The following is a 16,501-nucleotide window of genomic DNA, read 5'->3' on the forward strand; positions in this document are numbered from 1 at the left end:
AGGTCGTCGGCGTCGCGCTGCCATTCGCGCCAGATCGCCATCAGCAGCGCCATCAGCACCGGCCCGATGAACAGCCCGATGAGGCCCATCGTCTTGACGCCCCCGATCAGCCCGAAGAACGTCGTCAGGAAGGGCAGCTTGACCGGGCCGCCGACCAGCACCGGGCGGATGGTCTTGTCCACGATGAACAGCTCGACCGAGCCCCAGACGAACAGCGCCGCCCCCGCGAAGGCCGATCCGCTGAAGACCAGATAGGCCGAGATCAGCGTGAAGGACAGCGGCGCGCCGCCGGGGATCAGCGCCATGAAGCCGGTGATGACCCCGAAGACCACGGGCGAGGGCACGCCGGCCAGCCAATAGGCGATGCCCAGGATGACGCCCTCGCCGATGGCGATCAGCGTCATGCCGGTGACGGTGGCGCTGATCGTGGCGGGCACGACGCGCGACATGTGCGACCAACGCCCCGGCAGGATGCGCCCGCCGACCCGGTCCAGCTGCGCCACGATGCGTTCGCCGTCGCGATAGAAGACGAACAGCGTCACCAGCGTGAAGAGCGTGTTCAAGGCCAAGTGAAAGGCATGCGAGCCGACCGTCAGCACGCCGCGATAGACGGTGCCGATGTTCGAGCCGCTGACGGCCTGCACGATCTCTCCGATGGCGCCGGGGCGGCCGATATAGGTCAGCCACTGCCGGTCCAGCCAGTCGCCCGCGGCCGGGATCGTGGCGATCCAGGCGGGGGTGGCCGCGCCCTGCTGATTGACCTCGATCGCCCAGAGGACCCAGATGCGGATCTCGGCCGCGGCATAGCTGAGCGCCAGGGCCAGTGGCACGATCAGGATGCCCAGGATCGCCACCACCATCAGGCTGGCCGCGCCGGTGCGTCCCATCCGATAGGCCAGCCGGTCGCGGATGCCCCAGCTGGCCACCGCGATGATCGTCGCGGCCAGGACCGGGATCAGGAAGCCATGAAAGAAGTAGAGCGACGCCGCCAGGATGCCCAAAAGCAGCCAGCGTGCGGCCGAGATGTCGGCAACCAGGGGGCGCAGATGCGTCCGGGGGGCCGGTTGCGGACGGGTCATCGCGTCTCCTTCAGGGTGGTGTCGGAGGGGGTGGCGCCGTCGGGGATGCGCGCGGCCGGCACCTCGGTCGAGCCTTCGGCGCGGTCGCGGTGCAGCGCGGCGCGCCCCAGGAGCATCAGCGTGACCGGCACCGTCGCCAGCAGCGCGGCGCCCACGACGATCTCGTGCATGACGATGCGGTCCTGGGTCCAGCTGGCCAGCAGCATCGAGGCGATCACGATCCCGCCGGTGCCCCAGCTGGTCGCCAGCGTCGGCGCGTGCAGGCGGTCGTAGAAGCTGCGCAGCCGCAGGAAGCCCCAGGCCCCGATCAGCGCCAGCGTGGAGCCCAGGACCAGGAAGGCCGCGATCAGCAGCGACAGCCAGACGGGAAAGTCGGTCATTCGATCACCTCGCCACGGAACAGGAACTTGGCCAGCGCGACCGAGGCGACGAAGCCCATCATCGCGACCACCATCGCCGCCTCGAACAGGAACAGCGAGCCGAGCCGCATCCCCGTCACCAGGAACAGCAGCATCGCGACGATGTAAAGCGTGTCCAGCGCCAGGACCCGGTCCTGGGCGCGCGGGCCCTGCACGATGCGCAGCCCCGCAAGGCAGGCCGCGGCGCCCAGGGCCACCTGCGCATAGATCAGGGCGGCGTTCAGGATCATCTGGCTCATTCGAACAGCTCCTGCAGCATGGGTTCATAGACCGAGGATATGACGTGACGGTACTGCTCGGTCTCGCGCGCGTCGAAGACATGCAGCATCAGGACCCCGTCCTCGGACCGGTACTCGACCCAGGCCGTGCCGGGCGTGGCGGTCAGGATGACGGCCAGCGCGGCCAGGCCCGATTGGCTCTTCAGGGCCAGGGGGATCTCCAGGAAGGCGGCGCACCGTCCCGAGCGGCCTTCGGTCAGGATCAGCCGCGTCACTGCCGCGTTCGAGCGGATCACGTCGAGAAACACCGTCCACAGCAGCCGCGGCAGCACCCGCCAGCCGCGCAGCGGCACCGATTGCGGCTGCAGCGCGGCCATGGCGCGGCCCGCGACCACGGCGATCGTGCCGCCCAGGATCGCATGGCCGAGCGAGAACCGCGTCAGCATCATCCACATGACCCACAGGACCAGCCACAGGACGGGATGGGGAAGAAGCCGGCTCATGGCGTCACCTCGGTCGCGGCGGGCAGGGGTCTGGGGCCATAGCGCGGCGCGTCCAGCAGCCGTTCGGCCGTCCGGTCGGTATAGCGCAGCACCGCCTCGGAATGCAGGCTCAGCGCGCCCAGCATCGCGATCAGCAGGATGACCGGCGCGATCTCCAGCGCCATGACCGGGGGCGCGTCGCCCTCGGAGGCCCAGAAGGTCTGGATGCCGATCCGCGACAGCGCGATCAGCGTGGCCAGCCCCGAGGCCAGCAGCAGCCCGATGAACGACCAGGTCAGCACCGGCGACAGGCTGGCATCGGCCAGCGCGCCCTGGATCATCACCATCTTGCCCACGAAGCCCGGCAGCGGCGGCAGGCCCGCCAGCGCCAGCACGCCCAGCCCGAAGCAGCAGCCCAGCACCGCCAGGCCCGCCGGGATGACCAGGCGGTCGGGCGTCTCGTCCAGGTTGCGCACGGCGTCGGCGCCATAGATCTCGGCCGTCAGGGCCAGGATGGCGGCGCTGCCGCCGTCGTCGCGGCTGGCGGGTTCGACCAGCATGAACAGGATCGCCGTCGCCAGCGTCGAGCCCACGAGATAGTAAAGCGCCCCGGCCAGCATCCATTCATGCCCCCCGGTCACCGCAAAGCCCACCACGGCCAGCACCGTCCCCGAGGAGAGGATGATCGAATGGGCGGTGATGCGCCCCATGCCCTGGGACCCCAGCACGCCCAGGATGGCGAAGGCCGTCGTGGCCAGCCCCAGCCCGATCAGCACCGTCCCGCCGAAGCCTGCCGACGCCCCGGCCGTCGCGCCGAAGAACAGCATCGACAGGCGCAGGATGACATAGACCCCGACCTTGGTCATGATCGCGAAGATCGCGCCCACCGGCGCCGCCGCGGCCGTGTAGGCCGGCGGCAGCCAGAAGGACAGCGGCCAGCAGCCCGCCTTGATCAGGAAGGCGACCCCCAGAAGCGACAGGTTCAGATGCAGGAGCGGCCGGTCGGTCGGCGCGACATCGGCGATGATCGAGGCCAGATGCGCCATGTTCAGCGTGCCCGTCACCCCGTAGATCAGGCTGACGCCCAGCAGGAACAGCAGCGACGCCGCCAGGTTGATGGCGATGTAATGCAGCCCCGACCGCACCCGGCCGCGCCCCGACCCGTGCAGCAGCAGCCCGTAGGAGGCGGCCAGCATCACCTCGAAGAACACGAACAGGTTGAACAGGTCGCCGGTCAGGAAGGCCCCGTTCAGCCCCATCAGCAGGAACTGGAACAGCGGGAAGAAATGCTGCCCCTGCCGGTCCCACGACGCCTTGGCATAGATCAGCGAGGCCAGCGCCAGCACCGCCGTCAGCAGCAGCATCATCGCCGACAGGTGGTCGAGGACCAGCATGATGGCCATGGGCGCGGCCCAGTCCCCGAGGCGATAGACCGCCTCGGAGCCCGGCACGTCGCCCTTGGCCTGGACCAGCAGGCGCACCGCGATGCCCAGCAGCGCCAGCACCGAGGCCAGGCTGAGCCAGAAGCGCGCGACCCGCCGCCGGTCGTCCGACAGCAGCATCACCGCACCCGCGACGAAGGGAATGAGGATCGGGGCGATCAGCAGATGCTGGTTCATTGCGCGCCTCCTTCCTTGCCGTCGACATGGTCGGTTCCGGTGAAGCCGCGCGCGGCGATCATCACCACCAGGAACAGCGCCGTGGTGGCGAAGCTGATGACGATGGCCGTCAGCACCAGCGCCTGCGGCAGCGGATCGGCATAGCGCGAGGGGTCGACGAAGCCGCCCTTGGGCATGATCGCCGGCGCGCCGAGCGTCAGCCGCCCCATGGAGAAGATGAACAGGTTCACCGCATAGGACAGCAGGCACAGCCCGATGATGACCTGGAAGCTGCGCGGCCGCAGCAGCAGCCAGATGCCCGATGCCGACAGTATGCCGATGGCCAGGGACAGGATCAGCTCCATGGGCGGACCTCGCTTGCGTCGTCGTCCTCGTCATCGGCTGCGCGCATCCGCGCCGCCCGCAGGGACTGGTGCGCGATGGCGATCAGCATCAGGATGGTGGCGCCCATGACCAGGGCAAAGACGCCCAGGTCGAACAGCATCGCCGTGGCGGCCGGGACCTCTCCGACCAGGGGGATGTCCACGTATCGCGCATGCGCGGTCAGGAAGGGATAGCCGAAGATCCACGACCCCGCCCCGGTCGCCACCGCGACCAGGAGCCCGATGCCCATCCAGCGGATCGGCATGACGGTCAGCCGCGTCTCGACCCACCGCACGTTGGTGGCCAGGTATTGCAGCAGGAAGGCGATCGCCATGGTCACCCCCGCCGCGAAGCCCCCGCCCGGCAGGTCGTGCCCGCGGAAGAAGAAATAGGCCGCGATCATCACCAGCACCGGGAACATCCAGGTCATGATGACCGACGGCACCAGCAGCGTGTCGTCCAGCATCTGCCGGCTGGTGGCGGATTGCTGATCGGGCGGGTCCACGCTCTCGGGCGCGGGGCGGAAGCGGCGCAGCAGCGCAAAGACCGTCAGCGCGACGATGGCCAGGACCGCGATCTCTCCGAAGGTGTCGAAGGCGCGGAAATCGACCAGGATGACGTTCACCACGTTGGTGCCCCCGCCCTCGTAATAGGCGTTGGCCAGGAACCAGTCGCCGACATTCGGGATCAGCGGCCGCGTCATCACCGCATAGGCGGTGGCGGCGATGCCCGCGCCGCCCGCGACGGCGATCACCAGGTCCTGCATCCGGCGCCGCCGCGCGGCGGGGCGGTTGTCCGCCGCCAGGTCCGCGCGCCGCTGCGGCAGCCAGCGCAGGCCCAGAAGCAGCAGCGTCGTGGTCACCACCTCGACCAGCAGCTGCGTCACCGCGAGGTCGGGGGCCGACATCCAGGCGAAGGTCACGCAGGTTACGATGCCCGCGCCGCCCAGCATGACCAGCGCGGCGAAGCGGTGATACTTGGCCTGCCACGCGGCGCCCACCGCGCAGGCCGCGCCGATGGCCCACATCAGCGCAAAGCTGAGGTTCGGGGCGTTCGTGCGCGGGCTGTCGGCCAGCACGAAGCCGCCCCAGGAGGCCGCCGCCGCCGCGATCACCGCCGCCGCGACCAGCACGCGCATCTGCGGCTGCAGCCGTTCCGTGGCCAGCCAGCCCAGCAGCCGGCGCGGGATGACCCAGCCCAGCTTCAGCAGCAGCCGGTCATAGATGCGCTGCGCGCGCAGGTGATGCAGCAGGGCCGGGCCCTCGGGGCCGTGGGGCAGGCGCGCGGCCAGCCACAGATAGATCAATGCGCCGGTGCCGAAGGCCGCCAGCGACAGCATCAGCGCCGCGTTCACCCCGTGCCAGACCGCGATGTGGACCGGCGGCGTGTCCGTGCCCAGCACGGCATCCGCCGCCGTCTGGATCGCCGGGCCGATGGCCAGCGCGGGCAGGATGCCCACGATCAGGCACAGCACGACCAGCACGGCCACCGGGCCCCGCATCCCCGGGCCGGGTTCGGCGGGTTCGCGCGGCAGGTCCGTGGGCAGGGCCCCGAAGAACACCGACAGGATGAAGCGCATCGAATAGGCGACCGAGAAGGCGCTGGCCACCACCGCCAGATAGGGCAGGCTGTCGTCCAGCAGGCTGCCGTTGTGCCAGGCGACGGCCTCGGCCAGGAACATCTCCTTGGAGAGGAAGCCGTTCAGCAGCGGCACCCCCGCCATCGCGCCCGAGGCCACGATGGCCAGCGTCGCCGTGATGGGCATGACCCGCCAAAGCCCGCCCAGCCTGCGCATGTCGCGGGTGCCGGTCTGCTGGTCGATGATGCCCGCGGACATGAACAGCGAGGCCTTGAAGATGGCGTGGTTGCAGATGTGGAAGATCGCCGCGACGATCGCGCCCTGGCTGCCGATGCCCGCCAGCGCGGTGATCAGGCCCAGATGGCTGATGGTGGAATAGGCCAGCAGCCCCTTGAGGTCGTGGCGGAACAGCGCGATCACCGACCCGATCAGCAGCGTCGCCATGCCGGTGCCGGTCACGGCATAGAACCACGCCTCGGTCCCGCCCAGGACGGGGGTGAAGCGGACCAGCAGGAACACGCCGGCCTTGACCATGGTGGCGCTGTGCAGGAAGGCCGAGACCGGCGTGGGCGCGGCCATCGCGCCGGGCAGCCAGAAATGGAACGGGAACTGCGCCGATTTCGTGAAGGCACCGATCAGGAACAGGCCCAGGATCAGCGCGTACCACGGATGGGCGGTCACCTGCGGCCCGGCCGCCAGCACGGCGTCCAGATCGAAGCTGCCCGCGACCATGCCCAGCATGACCATGGCCAAGAGCAGGCACAGCCCGCCCGTCGCCGTCAGCAGCAGCGCGGTGCGCGCCCCGTCGCGCGCGGGCTGGCCCTGGTGCCAGAAGCCGATCAGCAGGAAGGACAGGATCGAGGTCGCCTCCCAGAAGGCGACCAGCATCAGGATGTTGCCCGACATCAGCACGCCCTGCATCGCCCCGGCGAACCCCATCAGCAGGGCGAAGAACCGCGGCAGGCCGGCCTTGCCCGCCATGTAGACCCCGGCATAGACGACGACCAGCAGGCCGATCCCCGCGACCAGCGTCGCGAACAGCCACGAGAAACCGTCCAGCCGCAGCGTCACCGACAGCCCCGCCGACGGCACCCAGTCCATGCTGGCGCGCAGCACGCCGCCGTCCCGCACGACCCCGGACAGCCCGGCCAGCACCGCCAGCGACAGGATCATCGACAGGCCGGCGGCCCAGGCCGCCAGGGTGCGGTGCACAAGGGGGATGATCGCGGCGGCTGCGAAGGGCAGCAGCGCCAGAAGGGTCAGGAGGGTCTGTGGCGTCGGAACGGCGCTGGAATCCATCGGTGTCGGGGGCTTTCGCGGGGCTTTCGGGACGGGCGGGCGGGGTCCTTCGGACGGGTGTTCGGGTTGGGACAGGCAGGCTCCGGGGCGGCTGGCCGCCCCGGACAGGATGATATCTGAGGACCTGTGACGTTCAGGCGATGATGGCCAAGACCACCGCGGCCAAAACCGTCAGGGCAAGGCCAATCCAGAAGCCGGTCCTATTATAGACGGGCGCGTCCTCGGCGCAATTGCCGCAACGTCGCTCGTTGAAGGTCAGCATGTGCCCGCAGGCCGGGCAGCCGAAGCGCCGGACGGGGTCGTTCGGGGTGTCGCTCATGGCTCAGCCGTGCAGTCCGGAGATGATCGCTCCGGCCAGCATGGCGCAGGTCAGAAGCGACATGACGGTGATTTTCACGCGTTTCGAGGTCATGGCTCGTGCTTTCTCATGGGCCCGCGCGTGGCCTGAGGCCGCTGTCGCGACGGGCGTTCCGGGAGGGGGGTGTAAGCGGGCGGCGCAGGGCGCGATGCCGCGGTCCGCGCCCCGCAAGGGGCCCGGGTCCCGCGCCGCGTCCGCGCCGCCGAGGGGCTTACAGCACGGGCGGACCCCGGACGCGCGGATGGTCCGAGCGGTCCTGTTCCGACAGGACGCGGGCCGGCGCGAAGGGCTGACGATGCGCGAGAGCCACGGGCGCGGGCAGGGCCGTCGCGTCGCGGCTCACCCCCGGCGGGGTCGCGTCGCCGCCGGGCGCGGTCGGCGCGGCGGCCGTCAGCTTGGCCACCAGGATGGCGGCCATGGCGGGGCGCGCGTCCTGCAGCTGCGCGGTGTCGAGCGGGTGGCCCGGCAGCCAGCCTCCGGCATGCGGGGCCGAGGCGAAACCCGCGACCTGCAGCAGCCCGACCGCAAGGATCGCGGCGCGCAGGAACTGCGTCAGCTGGAGAAGCGGTCTGGCCATGCGCGCATTTCTGACGGTTGGGCCGACCGAGGACAAGGGGCGATGCGGCCCGATGCGGCCCCCTGACGCTGCCGTGACCAATATTGTTGCAATCTGGTCATATTTGTGAATATTTGTGCAAACTCAAGTAAGGAGCTGCCAATGCCGATCGCGTCCGATTACCGGGTCTGTGTCGTGGGACTGGGTTCGATGGGCATGGGGGCGGCGCAGTCCTGCCTGCGTGCGGGCCTGGCGACCAGCGGGATCGACTTGGACCCCGCCCGCCGCGCGGCCTTTGCCAATGAGGGCGCCGAAGCGGTGGCCGACAGCATGGCCGGCCTGCCGGGCGATTTCGACGCGGTGATCGTGCTGGTCGTGAACGGCGCGCAGGCCCGCCAGGTCATCCTGGGTGAGGGCGGCGTGGCCGGGCGCATCCGTCCGGGCGGGGCGATCATGGTCAGCTGCACGCAATCGGCCGAGGATGCGCGCGCCCTGGGCGCCGATCTGGCGGCGCGGGGCGTGCTGATGCTGGACGCGCCGGTCTCGGGCGGGGCGGCCAAGGCCGCGCAGGGGGCGATGACGGTGATGGCCTCGGGGCCGGACGCGGCCTTCGACGCGCTGGCCCCGGTGCTGGAGGCGGTGGCCGCCAAGACCTATCGCATCGGGCCCGACATCGGGCAGGGCGCCACGGTCAAGGTCATCCACCAGCTGCTGGCGGGCGTGCATATCGCGGTGGGCGCCGAGGCGATGGCCCTGGCCGCCCGTGCGGGCATCCCGCTGGACATGATGTATGACGTGGTGACCAACGCCGCCGGCAATTCCTGGATGTTCGAGAACCGGATGAAGCATGTGGTCGATGGCGACTACACGCCCACCTCGGCCGTGGACATCTTCGTCAAGGATCTGGGGCTGGTGACGGAAACCGGGCGCGCCCTGGGCTTTCCGCTGCCCCTGGCCTCGACCGCCTTCGCGATGTTCCAGCAGGCCTCGAACATGGGCCACGGGCGCGAGGATGACAGCGCGGTGATCAAGACCTTCTCGGGCATCACCCTGCCGGAGGGCAAGGCATGAAGATCGGCGTCATCGCGGATGATTTCACCGGCGCGACCGACATCGCCGGGTTCCTGGTCGCGGGCGGGCTGACCACCACGCAGATGATCGGCGTGCCGGACGCCGATGCGCAGGTCGATGCCGATGCGGTGGTGATCTCGCTCAAAAGCCGCTCGAACCCGGCGGCGGAGGCCGTGGCCGACAGTCTGGCCGCGCTGGACTGGCTGCGCGCGCGGGGCTGTGCGCAGATATATCAGAAATACTGCTCGACCTTCGATTCGACGGCCGAGGGCAATATCGGCCCGGTGGCCGATGCGCTGATGGCGGCCTTGGGCACCGACATCACGGTGATCTGCCCGGCGCTGCCGGTGAACGGGCGGTCGGTCTATCTGGGCCATCTGTTCGTGGGCCAGGACCTCCTGCAGGATTCGGGAATGCGTGATCACCCGATCACGCCCATGCGCGACAGCAGCCTGATCCGGCTGATGGAGGGGCAGGCGCAGGGCCGCTGCGGGCTGGTCGATGCCGCGACCGTGGACCAGGGGCCGCAGGCGGTGCGCGACCGCATCGCCGCGCTGCGGGCGGACGGGGTCCGCTACGTGGTGCTGGACGCGATCAGCGACGCGCATCTGGCGACCTTGGGGCAGGCCGTGTCGGACATGGCGCTGGTCACCGGCGGGTCGGGGCTGGGCTACGGCATCGCGCGGGCGGTGTCGGGCGGGGCCGATGCCCAGGCCCAGGACGCGGGCGCGCCGCTGGCGGGGCCGGCGGTGGTGATCTCGGGGTCGTGCTCGGTGATGACCAACCGGCAGGTCGCGGCCTATCGCGCGCTGGCGCCGACGCTGGACGTGGATGTGGACCGCTGCCTGGCCGATGCCGACGCCTATGGCGCCGCGCTGGCCGAATGGGTGCTGGCGCAGCCGCAGGGACGCGCGCCGATGGTCACCGCGACCGCCGATCCGGCGCGCCTGCGCGAGATCCAAGGCACCCACGGCGCCGCCGCATCCGAGGCGGTCGAGCGCACCTTCGCCGCCGCCGCCGCGCGTCTGGCCCAAGGCGGCATCACCCGCTTCATCGTCGCGGGGGGAGAGACCTCGGGCTCGGTCACGCAGGCGCTGAAGGTCACGGGTTTCGCCATCGGGCCGCAGATCGCGCCCGGCGTGCCGTGGGTCCGCGCGCTGGACAAGCCTTTGTCGCTGGCGCTGAAATCCGGCAATTTCGGGGCCGAGACCTTCTTCACCGACGCGCAGGAGGTCCCCGCATGAGCGCCGCCGACCGCATGGTGATGCTGTGCCGCAGCCTGTTCGAGCGTGGCTATTCCGTGGGCGGCGCGGGCAATGTGTCGGTCCGCAATCCCGATGGCGGCTTCACCGTGACCCCCACGGGCAGCAGCTTGGGCCGCCTGTCGGCCGATGCGCTGTCGGTGATCGGCGCGGATGGCGAGCCGCTGCCGGGTCCGAAGCCCTCCAAGGAGTTCGCCTTTCACCGCGCGCTCTATGACGTGCGGCCGCAGGCGGGGGCGATCGTGCATCTGCATTCGACCTATCTGACGGCGCTGTCCTGCCTGGAGGGGCTGCCGCGCGACAATGCGATCCGGCCCTTGACGCCCTATTACGTCATGCGCATCGGCCACATGCCGGTCATCCCCTATTCCCGCCCCGGATCGCCGCAGATCGGGTTGGACTTGGCCGCCGCCGCGCAGGGCAGCAGCGCGCAGGCCTTCCTGCTGGCCTCCCACGGGGTCGTGGTGCTGGGCCGCGACATCGACGATGCCGTGAACAACGCCGAGGAGCTGGAGGAGACCGCCAAGCTGCAGTTCATCCTGCGCGGCGAGAAGCTGCACTACCTGACCGAGGCCGAGATCGCCCAACTGGGCGGAGGATACTGACATGACCCGCATTGCCGCGAACCTTTCGATGCTGTTCAACGACGCGCCCTTTCTGGACCGGTTCGACCGGGCGGGTGCCGCGGGTTTTGACACGGTCGAGTTCCTGTTCCCCTATGACCATCCCATCGAGGTGGTGAAGACCCGGCTGGACCGCAACGGGCTGCGCCTGTCGCTGATCAACGCGCCCGCGGGCGATTGGGCGGCGGGCGAGCGGGGCTTTGCCGCGCGTCCGGGCAAGCGCGCCGAGTTCCGCGCCAGCGTCGAGCAGGCGATCACCTATGCCACGGGCCTGGGCTGCCCGCGCATCCACGTCATGTCCGGGATCACCGCCGATGAACCCGACCGCGCCGCCTGCGAGGCGGTCTGGACCGAAAACCTGCGCGAGGCCGCCGACATGGCCGCCACCGCCGGCCTGTTCATCAGCATCGAGCCGCTGAACAGCCGCGACGTGCCGGGATACTTCATCGCCCATCAGGACCAGACGCTGGCCCTGATCGAACGCCTGGATCGCCGCAACGTGCTGCTGCAGTTCGACGTCTATCACACGCAGATCATGGACGGCGACATCATCCGCCGGATCGAGCGGTTGAAGGGCGCCTATGGCCATGTCCAGATCGCGGGCGTCCCAGACCGCCACGAACCCGACACGGGCGAGCTGAACTATGCCGAGATCTTCGCGGCCTTCGATCGCACTGGGTTCGACGGGCCGATGGGCTGCGAATACAACCCGCGCGGCCGGACCGAGGACGGTCTGGGCTGGGCCGCGCCCTATCTGCGCGCGGTGTCATGATCCCGGCCGAGCGCCAGCAGTTCATCCTGTCCTGCCTGGCCGAACGCGACATCGTCAGCATCGCCGATCTGGTGGAGCGTCTCGGCGTGTCGCACATGACCGTGCGCCGCGACATCCAGGCGCTGGAGGAGGCGGGGCGCGTCTCCTCCGTCACCGGCGGCGTGCGCCTGTCACGCCGCCTGGCGCAGGAGCTGCCGCATCTGCAGAAGGCCGCGATCAACACCGCGGCCAAGCGCGCGATGGGGCAGGCGGCGGCCGAGCTGGTCCGCGACGGCATGGTGATCTATCTGGACGCGGGCACGACGATGCTGGAGCTGGCGCGCCAGATCGCCGGGCGGCGGGGGCTGACGGTGGTCACGAACGACTTCGTCATCTGCGCCTGGCTCTCCACGCATTCCGACTGCACGCTTTATCACAGCGGCGGACTGGTCGAACGCGCGAACCAGTCCTGCGTGGGCGGTGCCGCGTCCGAGGCGCTGGCGCGGTTCAACTATGACATCGCCTTCATCTCGACCTCGTCCTGGACGGTGGCGGGGCTGAGTTCGCCCTCCGAGGCCAAGGGCCCGGTCAAGCGCGTCGCGGTCGATCGCGCGCGCCGCGCCGTGCTGGTGTCGGATTCGACGAAATACGGCGCGGTGGCGGCGATGAACATCCTGCCCGTCTCGGTCTTCGACACGGTCGTGACCGATGCGGGCATCGACGCAGGCGCGGCGGACGCGCTGCGCGAGATGGGGTTGCAGGTGATCCTGGCCCCCGACCTGAAGGGAGAGAGCCAATGACCATTATCGTGACCGGCGGCGCCGGGTTCCTGGGCGCGCGCCTGATCGCGGCCCTGCTGGAGGACGGCGCGGAGCGCATCGTGTCGCTGGACCGCGTGGCCTGCCCGGTCGACGACGCGCGGGTGGAGAGCCTGGTCGGCTCCATCGACGACGCGGATGCCGTGGCCCGCGCGCTGTCGGGCGGCGCGGACACCGTCTATCACCTGGCTGCGGTGCTTTCGGGCCAGTCCGAAGAGGACTTCGACACCGGCCTATACATCAACGTCGACGCCACCCGCCTGCTGCTGGAGGCCTGCCGCAGGCTGGACCGCGCGCCGCGCTTCGTCTTCACCAGCTCGCTGGCCGTGTTCGGCGGCGCGATGCCCGAGGTGGTGCCGCCGACCATGGCGCTGATGCCCCAGTCCTCCTATGGCTGCGGCAAGGCCATCGGCGAACTGCTGGTCAGCGAATACAGCCGCAAGGGCTTCGTCGACGGGCTGACGGTGCGCCTGCCCACGATCTGCGTGCGCCCCGGCGCGCCCAATTCCGCGGCCTCCAGCTTTGTCTCCGGCATCATCCGCGAACCGGTGGCGGGGGAGGCGTCGGAATGCCCCGTGCCGCTGGACACGCGGCTGTGGATCAGCTCTCCGGGCGTGGCGGTCGCGAACCTGGTCCGCGCGGGCCGCATCCCGGCGGCCGATCTGGGCATCAACCGCGTCATGGACCTGCCCGGCATCACCGCGACCCCGGCCGAGATGCTGGACAGCCTGGAGCGGCTGGTGGGTGCGGACGCCCGCGCCCGCGTGACCCTGACCCGCGACCAGCGCGTCATCGACATCGTCTGCAGCTGGCCCGGCGCCTTCGACGTGACGCGCGCGCGCGCCTTGGGCTTTGGCGCGGATACCGATTTCGACGCGATCCTGACGCAGTTCCTGGCGGATCGCTGAGACTTTTCAACTGGAGGCGCCCCGTGGCGGGCGCAGTGGAGGACTAACCCATGGCTGAACCCGGAATGGAGTTCCAGCTGATCGCGGGACTTGGCTTTGCCATCTTCCTGTTGATCTTCCTGGTTGTGAAGACCAAGGTCCACGCGATCATCGCGCTGGTCATTGCGGCATCCGTGTCGGGCCTGATCGGCGGCATGATGCCCGCCGACGTGATCAACTCGATCACCACCGGGTTCGGCCGCACGCTGTCCACCATCGGCCTGGTGATCGGCTTCGGCGTGATGATGGGCCGCATCCTGGAGATCTCGGGCGCGGCCGAGCAGATGGCCTATTCGCTGATCCGCTGGGTCGGGAAAAAGCGCGAGGATTGGGCGATGGTCCTGACGGGCTATATCGTGTCGATCCCGATCTTCTGCGACAGCGCCTTCGTGATCCTGTCGCCGCTGGTCAAGGCGCTGGCGCGGTCCTCGGGCAAGTCGGTGCTGACGCTTGGCATCGCGCTGGCGGGCGGGCTGATGCTGACCCACCATGCCGTGCCGCCGACCCCCGGCCCCCTGGGCGTCGCGGGCATCTTCGACATCGACCTGGGGCTGATGATCCTCTGGGGCATCGTCTTCACCATTCCCGGCATGGCGGTCATCGTCTTCTATGCCCGCGCGATGGGCCCCCGGCTGGAGCGGATGATCCAGGCCGATACCGGCGAGGACATCGCCGCCGCCTATCGCCAGTTTGAGACCGCCGCCGATGAGCGCCAGAAGGTCCTGCCCTCCCTGGGCCTGTCGGTCCTGCCGCTGCTGCTGCCCATCGTGCTGATCTTCCTGAACACCATCGCCACGACCGTGGTGCGGGCCTCGGGGAACGAGGCGCTGGAGGCGACCCTGCTGGTCCAGGCCATGGCCTTCTTCGGCAACCCGGTCATCGCCGTGGCGCTCGGCCTTCTGGTGTCGATCTACACGCTGGTGCCCGGCCGGCCGCGCGACGAGGTCCTGACCGAGATGGAGAAGGGCGTCGAAAGCGCCGGCATCATCCTGCTGGTCACCGGCGCGGGCGGGGCCTTGGGCTCGGTGCTGCGCGACAGCGGCGCGGGCGACGTGATCGGCCAGGCCGTCGCGGGCCTGGCCATCCCCGCCGTGCTGATCCCTTTTGTCATCAGCTCGCTGGTGCGCCTGATCCAAGGCTCGGGCACGGTCGCGATGATCACCGGCGCGTCGATCTCGGCGCCGATCCTGGTCGGCATGGGCGACGTGAACATGGTCTTCGCCGCCCAGGCCGCGGCGATCGGGTCGATGGTCTTCGGCTATTTCAACGACAGCTACTTCTGGGTGATCAACCGCATCCTGGGGGTCAAGCAGGCCAAGCACCAGATGCTGCTGTGGTCGGTCCCGACCACGCTGGCCTGGGCCTCGTCGCTGGTCATGCTGCTGATCTGCAACGCCCTGTTCGGCTGACCAGACGGGCGCTGCGCGACGGCGCCCGAAAAAATCTGCGCGCGGCGGGAACCGGCACCCGCCGCGCGCGTTCGGGCTCACGCGTCGGATGCTGCGCGAGACCTCTGCCGGCCGCGCGCCCGCGGAGCGACAGTCTGGAAAGGTCGGCGGAACAGAATGGATGGATCAACGGATCGGCTGGCACGCCCGGGGTGGAATTGCTGGCGGGTCGAGCAGTCCGGCCGCTTCGCCGTCATCACCGATGCCGACGACTATTTCCGCACCGTCCGTCAGGCGATGCTCCAGGCGCGCCATTCGATCCTGATGATCGGGTGGGATTTCGACGCCCGCATCCATCTGGGCGACAATTCCGACGGCGGCCCGGCGGCCCTGGGCGATTTCGTCATGTGGCTGGCGCGGCGCACGCCCACGCTACACGTGCGGTTGCTGCGATGGGATACGGGCGCGCTCAAATCGCTGTTCCGCGGATCGACCCTGCTGACGATCCTGCGCTGGAAGATGCATCCGCGTATCACGCTGCGCCTGGACGGCAAGCATCCCCTGGCCAGCAGCCACCACCAGAAGATCGTGGTCATCGACGACTGCCTGGCCTTCTGCGGCGGCATCGACATGACCGAGGGGCGGTGGGACACGCGCGAGCATGTCGACGACGACCCGCGCCGGGTCAGCGCCTCGGGCAAGCCGCTGAAGCCCTGGCACGACGCGACGACCGCCTTCGACGGACCGGCCGCGCGGGCCCTGGGCGATCTGGCGCGCGACCGGTGGCGCATCGCCTGCGGCGAGGAGCTGTCCCCGATCAGCGACAGCTCGCGCTGCTGGCCGGACGGGCTGGCGCCGACCTTCCGCGACGTGCCGCTGGCCATCGCGCGGACCCGCCCCGAGATCCCCGACGTGCATCCCGCCTTCGAGATCGAGCAGATGTATCTGGACCTGATCGCCCGCGCGCAGCGGGTGATCTATGCCGAGAGCCAGTATTTCGCCTCGCGCCGGATCGCGCAGGCCATCGCCCGCCGCCTGGTCGAGGAGGACCCGCCCGAGATCGTCATCATCAACCCGGTCGGCGCGCAGGGTTGGCTGGAACCTCTGGCGATGGACACCGCCCGCGCGCAGCTGGTCGAGGCGCTGCGGCGGCTGGATCACCGCGGTCGGCTGCGCATCTATCACCCGGTCACCGCCAAGGGGGCCGAGATCTATGTCCATGCCAAGGTGATGATCGTGGACGACCTGTATCTTCGGGTCGGATCGTCGAACTTCAACAACCGCTCGATGCGGCTGGACACGGAATGCGACGTGATGCTGGCCGCCGACCGCCCCGGCGCCGATGTCACGCGCGCGCGCATCACCGCACTGCGCGACGACATGCTGGCCGAGCATCTGGCCCTCTCCCGCGAAGCGGTGTCCGAGGCCATCGCGGCGCATGGCGGCCTGATCGCGGCCATCGAGGCGCATCGCGGTCCGCAGGGCGAGGGGCGCACGCTGATCCCCTACGAGATCCCCGAGCTGACCGATTTCCAGGCCTGGCTGGCCGACAACGAGATCCTGGACCCCGAAGGCCCCGACAAGATCTTCGAGCCCTTGGGCAAGCGCAAGGGTCTGATCCGGCACTGGCACTGGCCCCGGTTGCGCTGGCGACGCAGGCGCGCCTGAG

At 69.7% G+C, this 16,501-nt stretch carries 16 protein-coding genes and 1 pseudogene; 8 read left to right on the forward strand and 9 right to left on the reverse strand.

Annotation, left to right across the window (positions count from 1 at the left end; translation table 11 throughout):
* Positions 1–5: 5 nt before the first annotated feature.
* The 9 genes and pseudogenes from AC2SGK_RS01225 to AC2SGK_RS01265 all read right to left on the reverse strand — a co-directional run.
* Positions 6–1,079, reverse strand: a pseudogene (locus AC2SGK_RS01225) (AI-2E family transporter); the annotation flags it as partial.
* Positions 1,076–1,459, reverse strand: coding sequence for a monovalent cation/H(+) antiporter subunit G (gene mnhG / locus AC2SGK_RS01230; RefSeq protein ID WP_488321777.1), 384 nt, complete (start codon positions 1,457–1,459; stop codon positions 1,076–1,078). The gene mnhG and the pseudogene AC2SGK_RS01225, both read right to left, overlap by 4 nt.
* Complete coding sequence (locus AC2SGK_RS01235; RefSeq protein WP_488321778.1) at positions 1,456–1,737, reverse strand: K+/H+ antiporter subunit F; 282 nt, start codon at positions 1,735–1,737, stop codon at positions 1,456–1,458. The genes mnhG and AC2SGK_RS01235 overlap by 4 nt, the downstream gene beginning before the upstream one ends.
* Positions 1,734–2,219, reverse strand: coding sequence for a Na+/H+ antiporter subunit E (locus tag AC2SGK_RS01240; RefSeq protein ID WP_488321779.1), 486 nt, complete (start codon positions 2,217–2,219; stop codon positions 1,734–1,736). The genes AC2SGK_RS01235 and AC2SGK_RS01240 overlap by 4 nt, the downstream gene beginning before the upstream one ends.
* Positions 2,216–3,817: a monovalent cation/H+ antiporter subunit D gene (locus AC2SGK_RS01245; protein ID WP_488321780.1), complete on the reverse strand. Its 1,602-nt coding sequence runs from the start codon at positions 3,815–3,817 to the stop codon at positions 2,216–2,218. The genes AC2SGK_RS01240 and AC2SGK_RS01245 overlap by 4 nt, the downstream gene beginning before the upstream one ends.
* A complete protein-coding gene (locus tag AC2SGK_RS01250) occupies positions 3,814–4,161 on the reverse strand; it encodes a Na+/H+ antiporter subunit C (protein WP_488321781.1) in 348 nt (115 codons plus the stop codon). The genes AC2SGK_RS01245 and AC2SGK_RS01250 overlap by 4 nt, the downstream gene beginning before the upstream one ends.
* Positions 4,152–7,058, reverse strand: a complete 2,907-nt coding sequence (locus AC2SGK_RS01255) for a monovalent cation/H+ antiporter subunit A (protein ID WP_488321782.1) — start codon at positions 7,056–7,058, stop codon at positions 4,152–4,154. Before AC2SGK_RS01255 ends, AC2SGK_RS01250 begins: the two co-directional genes overlap by 10 nt.
* A 133-nt stretch (positions 7,059–7,191) precedes the next feature.
* On the reverse strand, positions 7,192–7,377 hold the full coding sequence (locus AC2SGK_RS01260) for a hypothetical protein (protein ID WP_488321783.1): 186 nt from the start codon (positions 7,375–7,377) through the stop codon (positions 7,192–7,194).
* Between the two features lie 250 nt (positions 7,378–7,627).
* On the reverse strand, positions 7,628–7,993 hold the full coding sequence (locus AC2SGK_RS01265) for a hypothetical protein (protein WP_488321784.1): 366 nt from the start codon (positions 7,991–7,993) through the stop codon (positions 7,628–7,630).
* Positions 7,994–8,134: 141 nt separating this feature from the next.
* On the opposite strand from AC2SGK_RS01265, the gene ltnD reads away from it, so the two are divergent.
* From ltnD to AC2SGK_RS01305, 8 genes are all read left to right on the forward strand, one after another.
* Positions 8,135–9,043 (forward strand): L-threonate dehydrogenase, encoded by a 909-nt coding sequence (ltnD, locus tag AC2SGK_RS01270; RefSeq protein WP_488321785.1) that lies wholly within the window; start codon positions 8,135–8,137, stop codon positions 9,041–9,043.
* Positions 9,040–10,287, forward strand: a complete 1,248-nt coding sequence (otnK, locus tag AC2SGK_RS01275; protein ID WP_488321786.1) for a 3-oxo-tetronate kinase — start codon at positions 9,040–9,042, stop codon at positions 10,285–10,287. Before ltnD ends, otnK begins: the two co-directional genes overlap by 4 nt.
* A complete protein-coding gene (otnC, locus tag AC2SGK_RS01280; protein WP_488321787.1) occupies positions 10,284–10,910 on the forward strand; it encodes a 3-oxo-tetronate 4-phosphate decarboxylase in 627 nt (208 codons plus the stop codon). Before otnK ends, otnC begins: the two co-directional genes overlap by 4 nt.
* A 1-nt stretch (position 10,911) precedes the next feature.
* On the forward strand, positions 10,912–11,700 hold the full coding sequence (gene otnI, locus AC2SGK_RS01285) for a 2-oxo-tetronate isomerase (RefSeq protein WP_488321788.1): 789 nt from the start codon (positions 10,912–10,914) through the stop codon (positions 11,698–11,700).
* Positions 11,697–12,479, forward strand: a complete 783-nt coding sequence (locus tag AC2SGK_RS01290; RefSeq protein WP_488321789.1) for a DeoR family transcriptional regulator — start codon at positions 11,697–11,699, stop codon at positions 12,477–12,479. The genes otnI and AC2SGK_RS01290 overlap by 4 nt, the downstream gene beginning before the upstream one ends.
* The gene (denD, locus tag AC2SGK_RS01295) at positions 12,476–13,405 is read left to right on the forward strand and encodes a D-erythronate dehydrogenase (RefSeq protein ID WP_488321790.1); all 930 of its coding nucleotides are present in this window, start codon (positions 12,476–12,478) and stop codon (positions 13,403–13,405) included. Before AC2SGK_RS01290 ends, denD begins: the two co-directional genes overlap by 4 nt.
* A gap of 50 nt (positions 13,406–13,455) precedes the next feature.
* Positions 13,456–14,853, forward strand: a complete 1,398-nt coding sequence (locus AC2SGK_RS01300; protein ID WP_488321791.1) for a GntP family permease — start codon at positions 13,456–13,458, stop codon at positions 14,851–14,853.
* Between the two features lie 156 nt (positions 14,854–15,009).
* A complete protein-coding gene (locus tag AC2SGK_RS01305; RefSeq protein ID WP_488321792.1) occupies positions 15,010–16,500 on the forward strand; it encodes a phospholipase D-like domain-containing protein in 1,491 nt (496 codons plus the stop codon).
* Position 16,501: the final 1 nt, after the last annotated feature.

The organism is Paracoccus sp. NIOT.M2S5SZ12 (genome assembly GCF_057748165.1).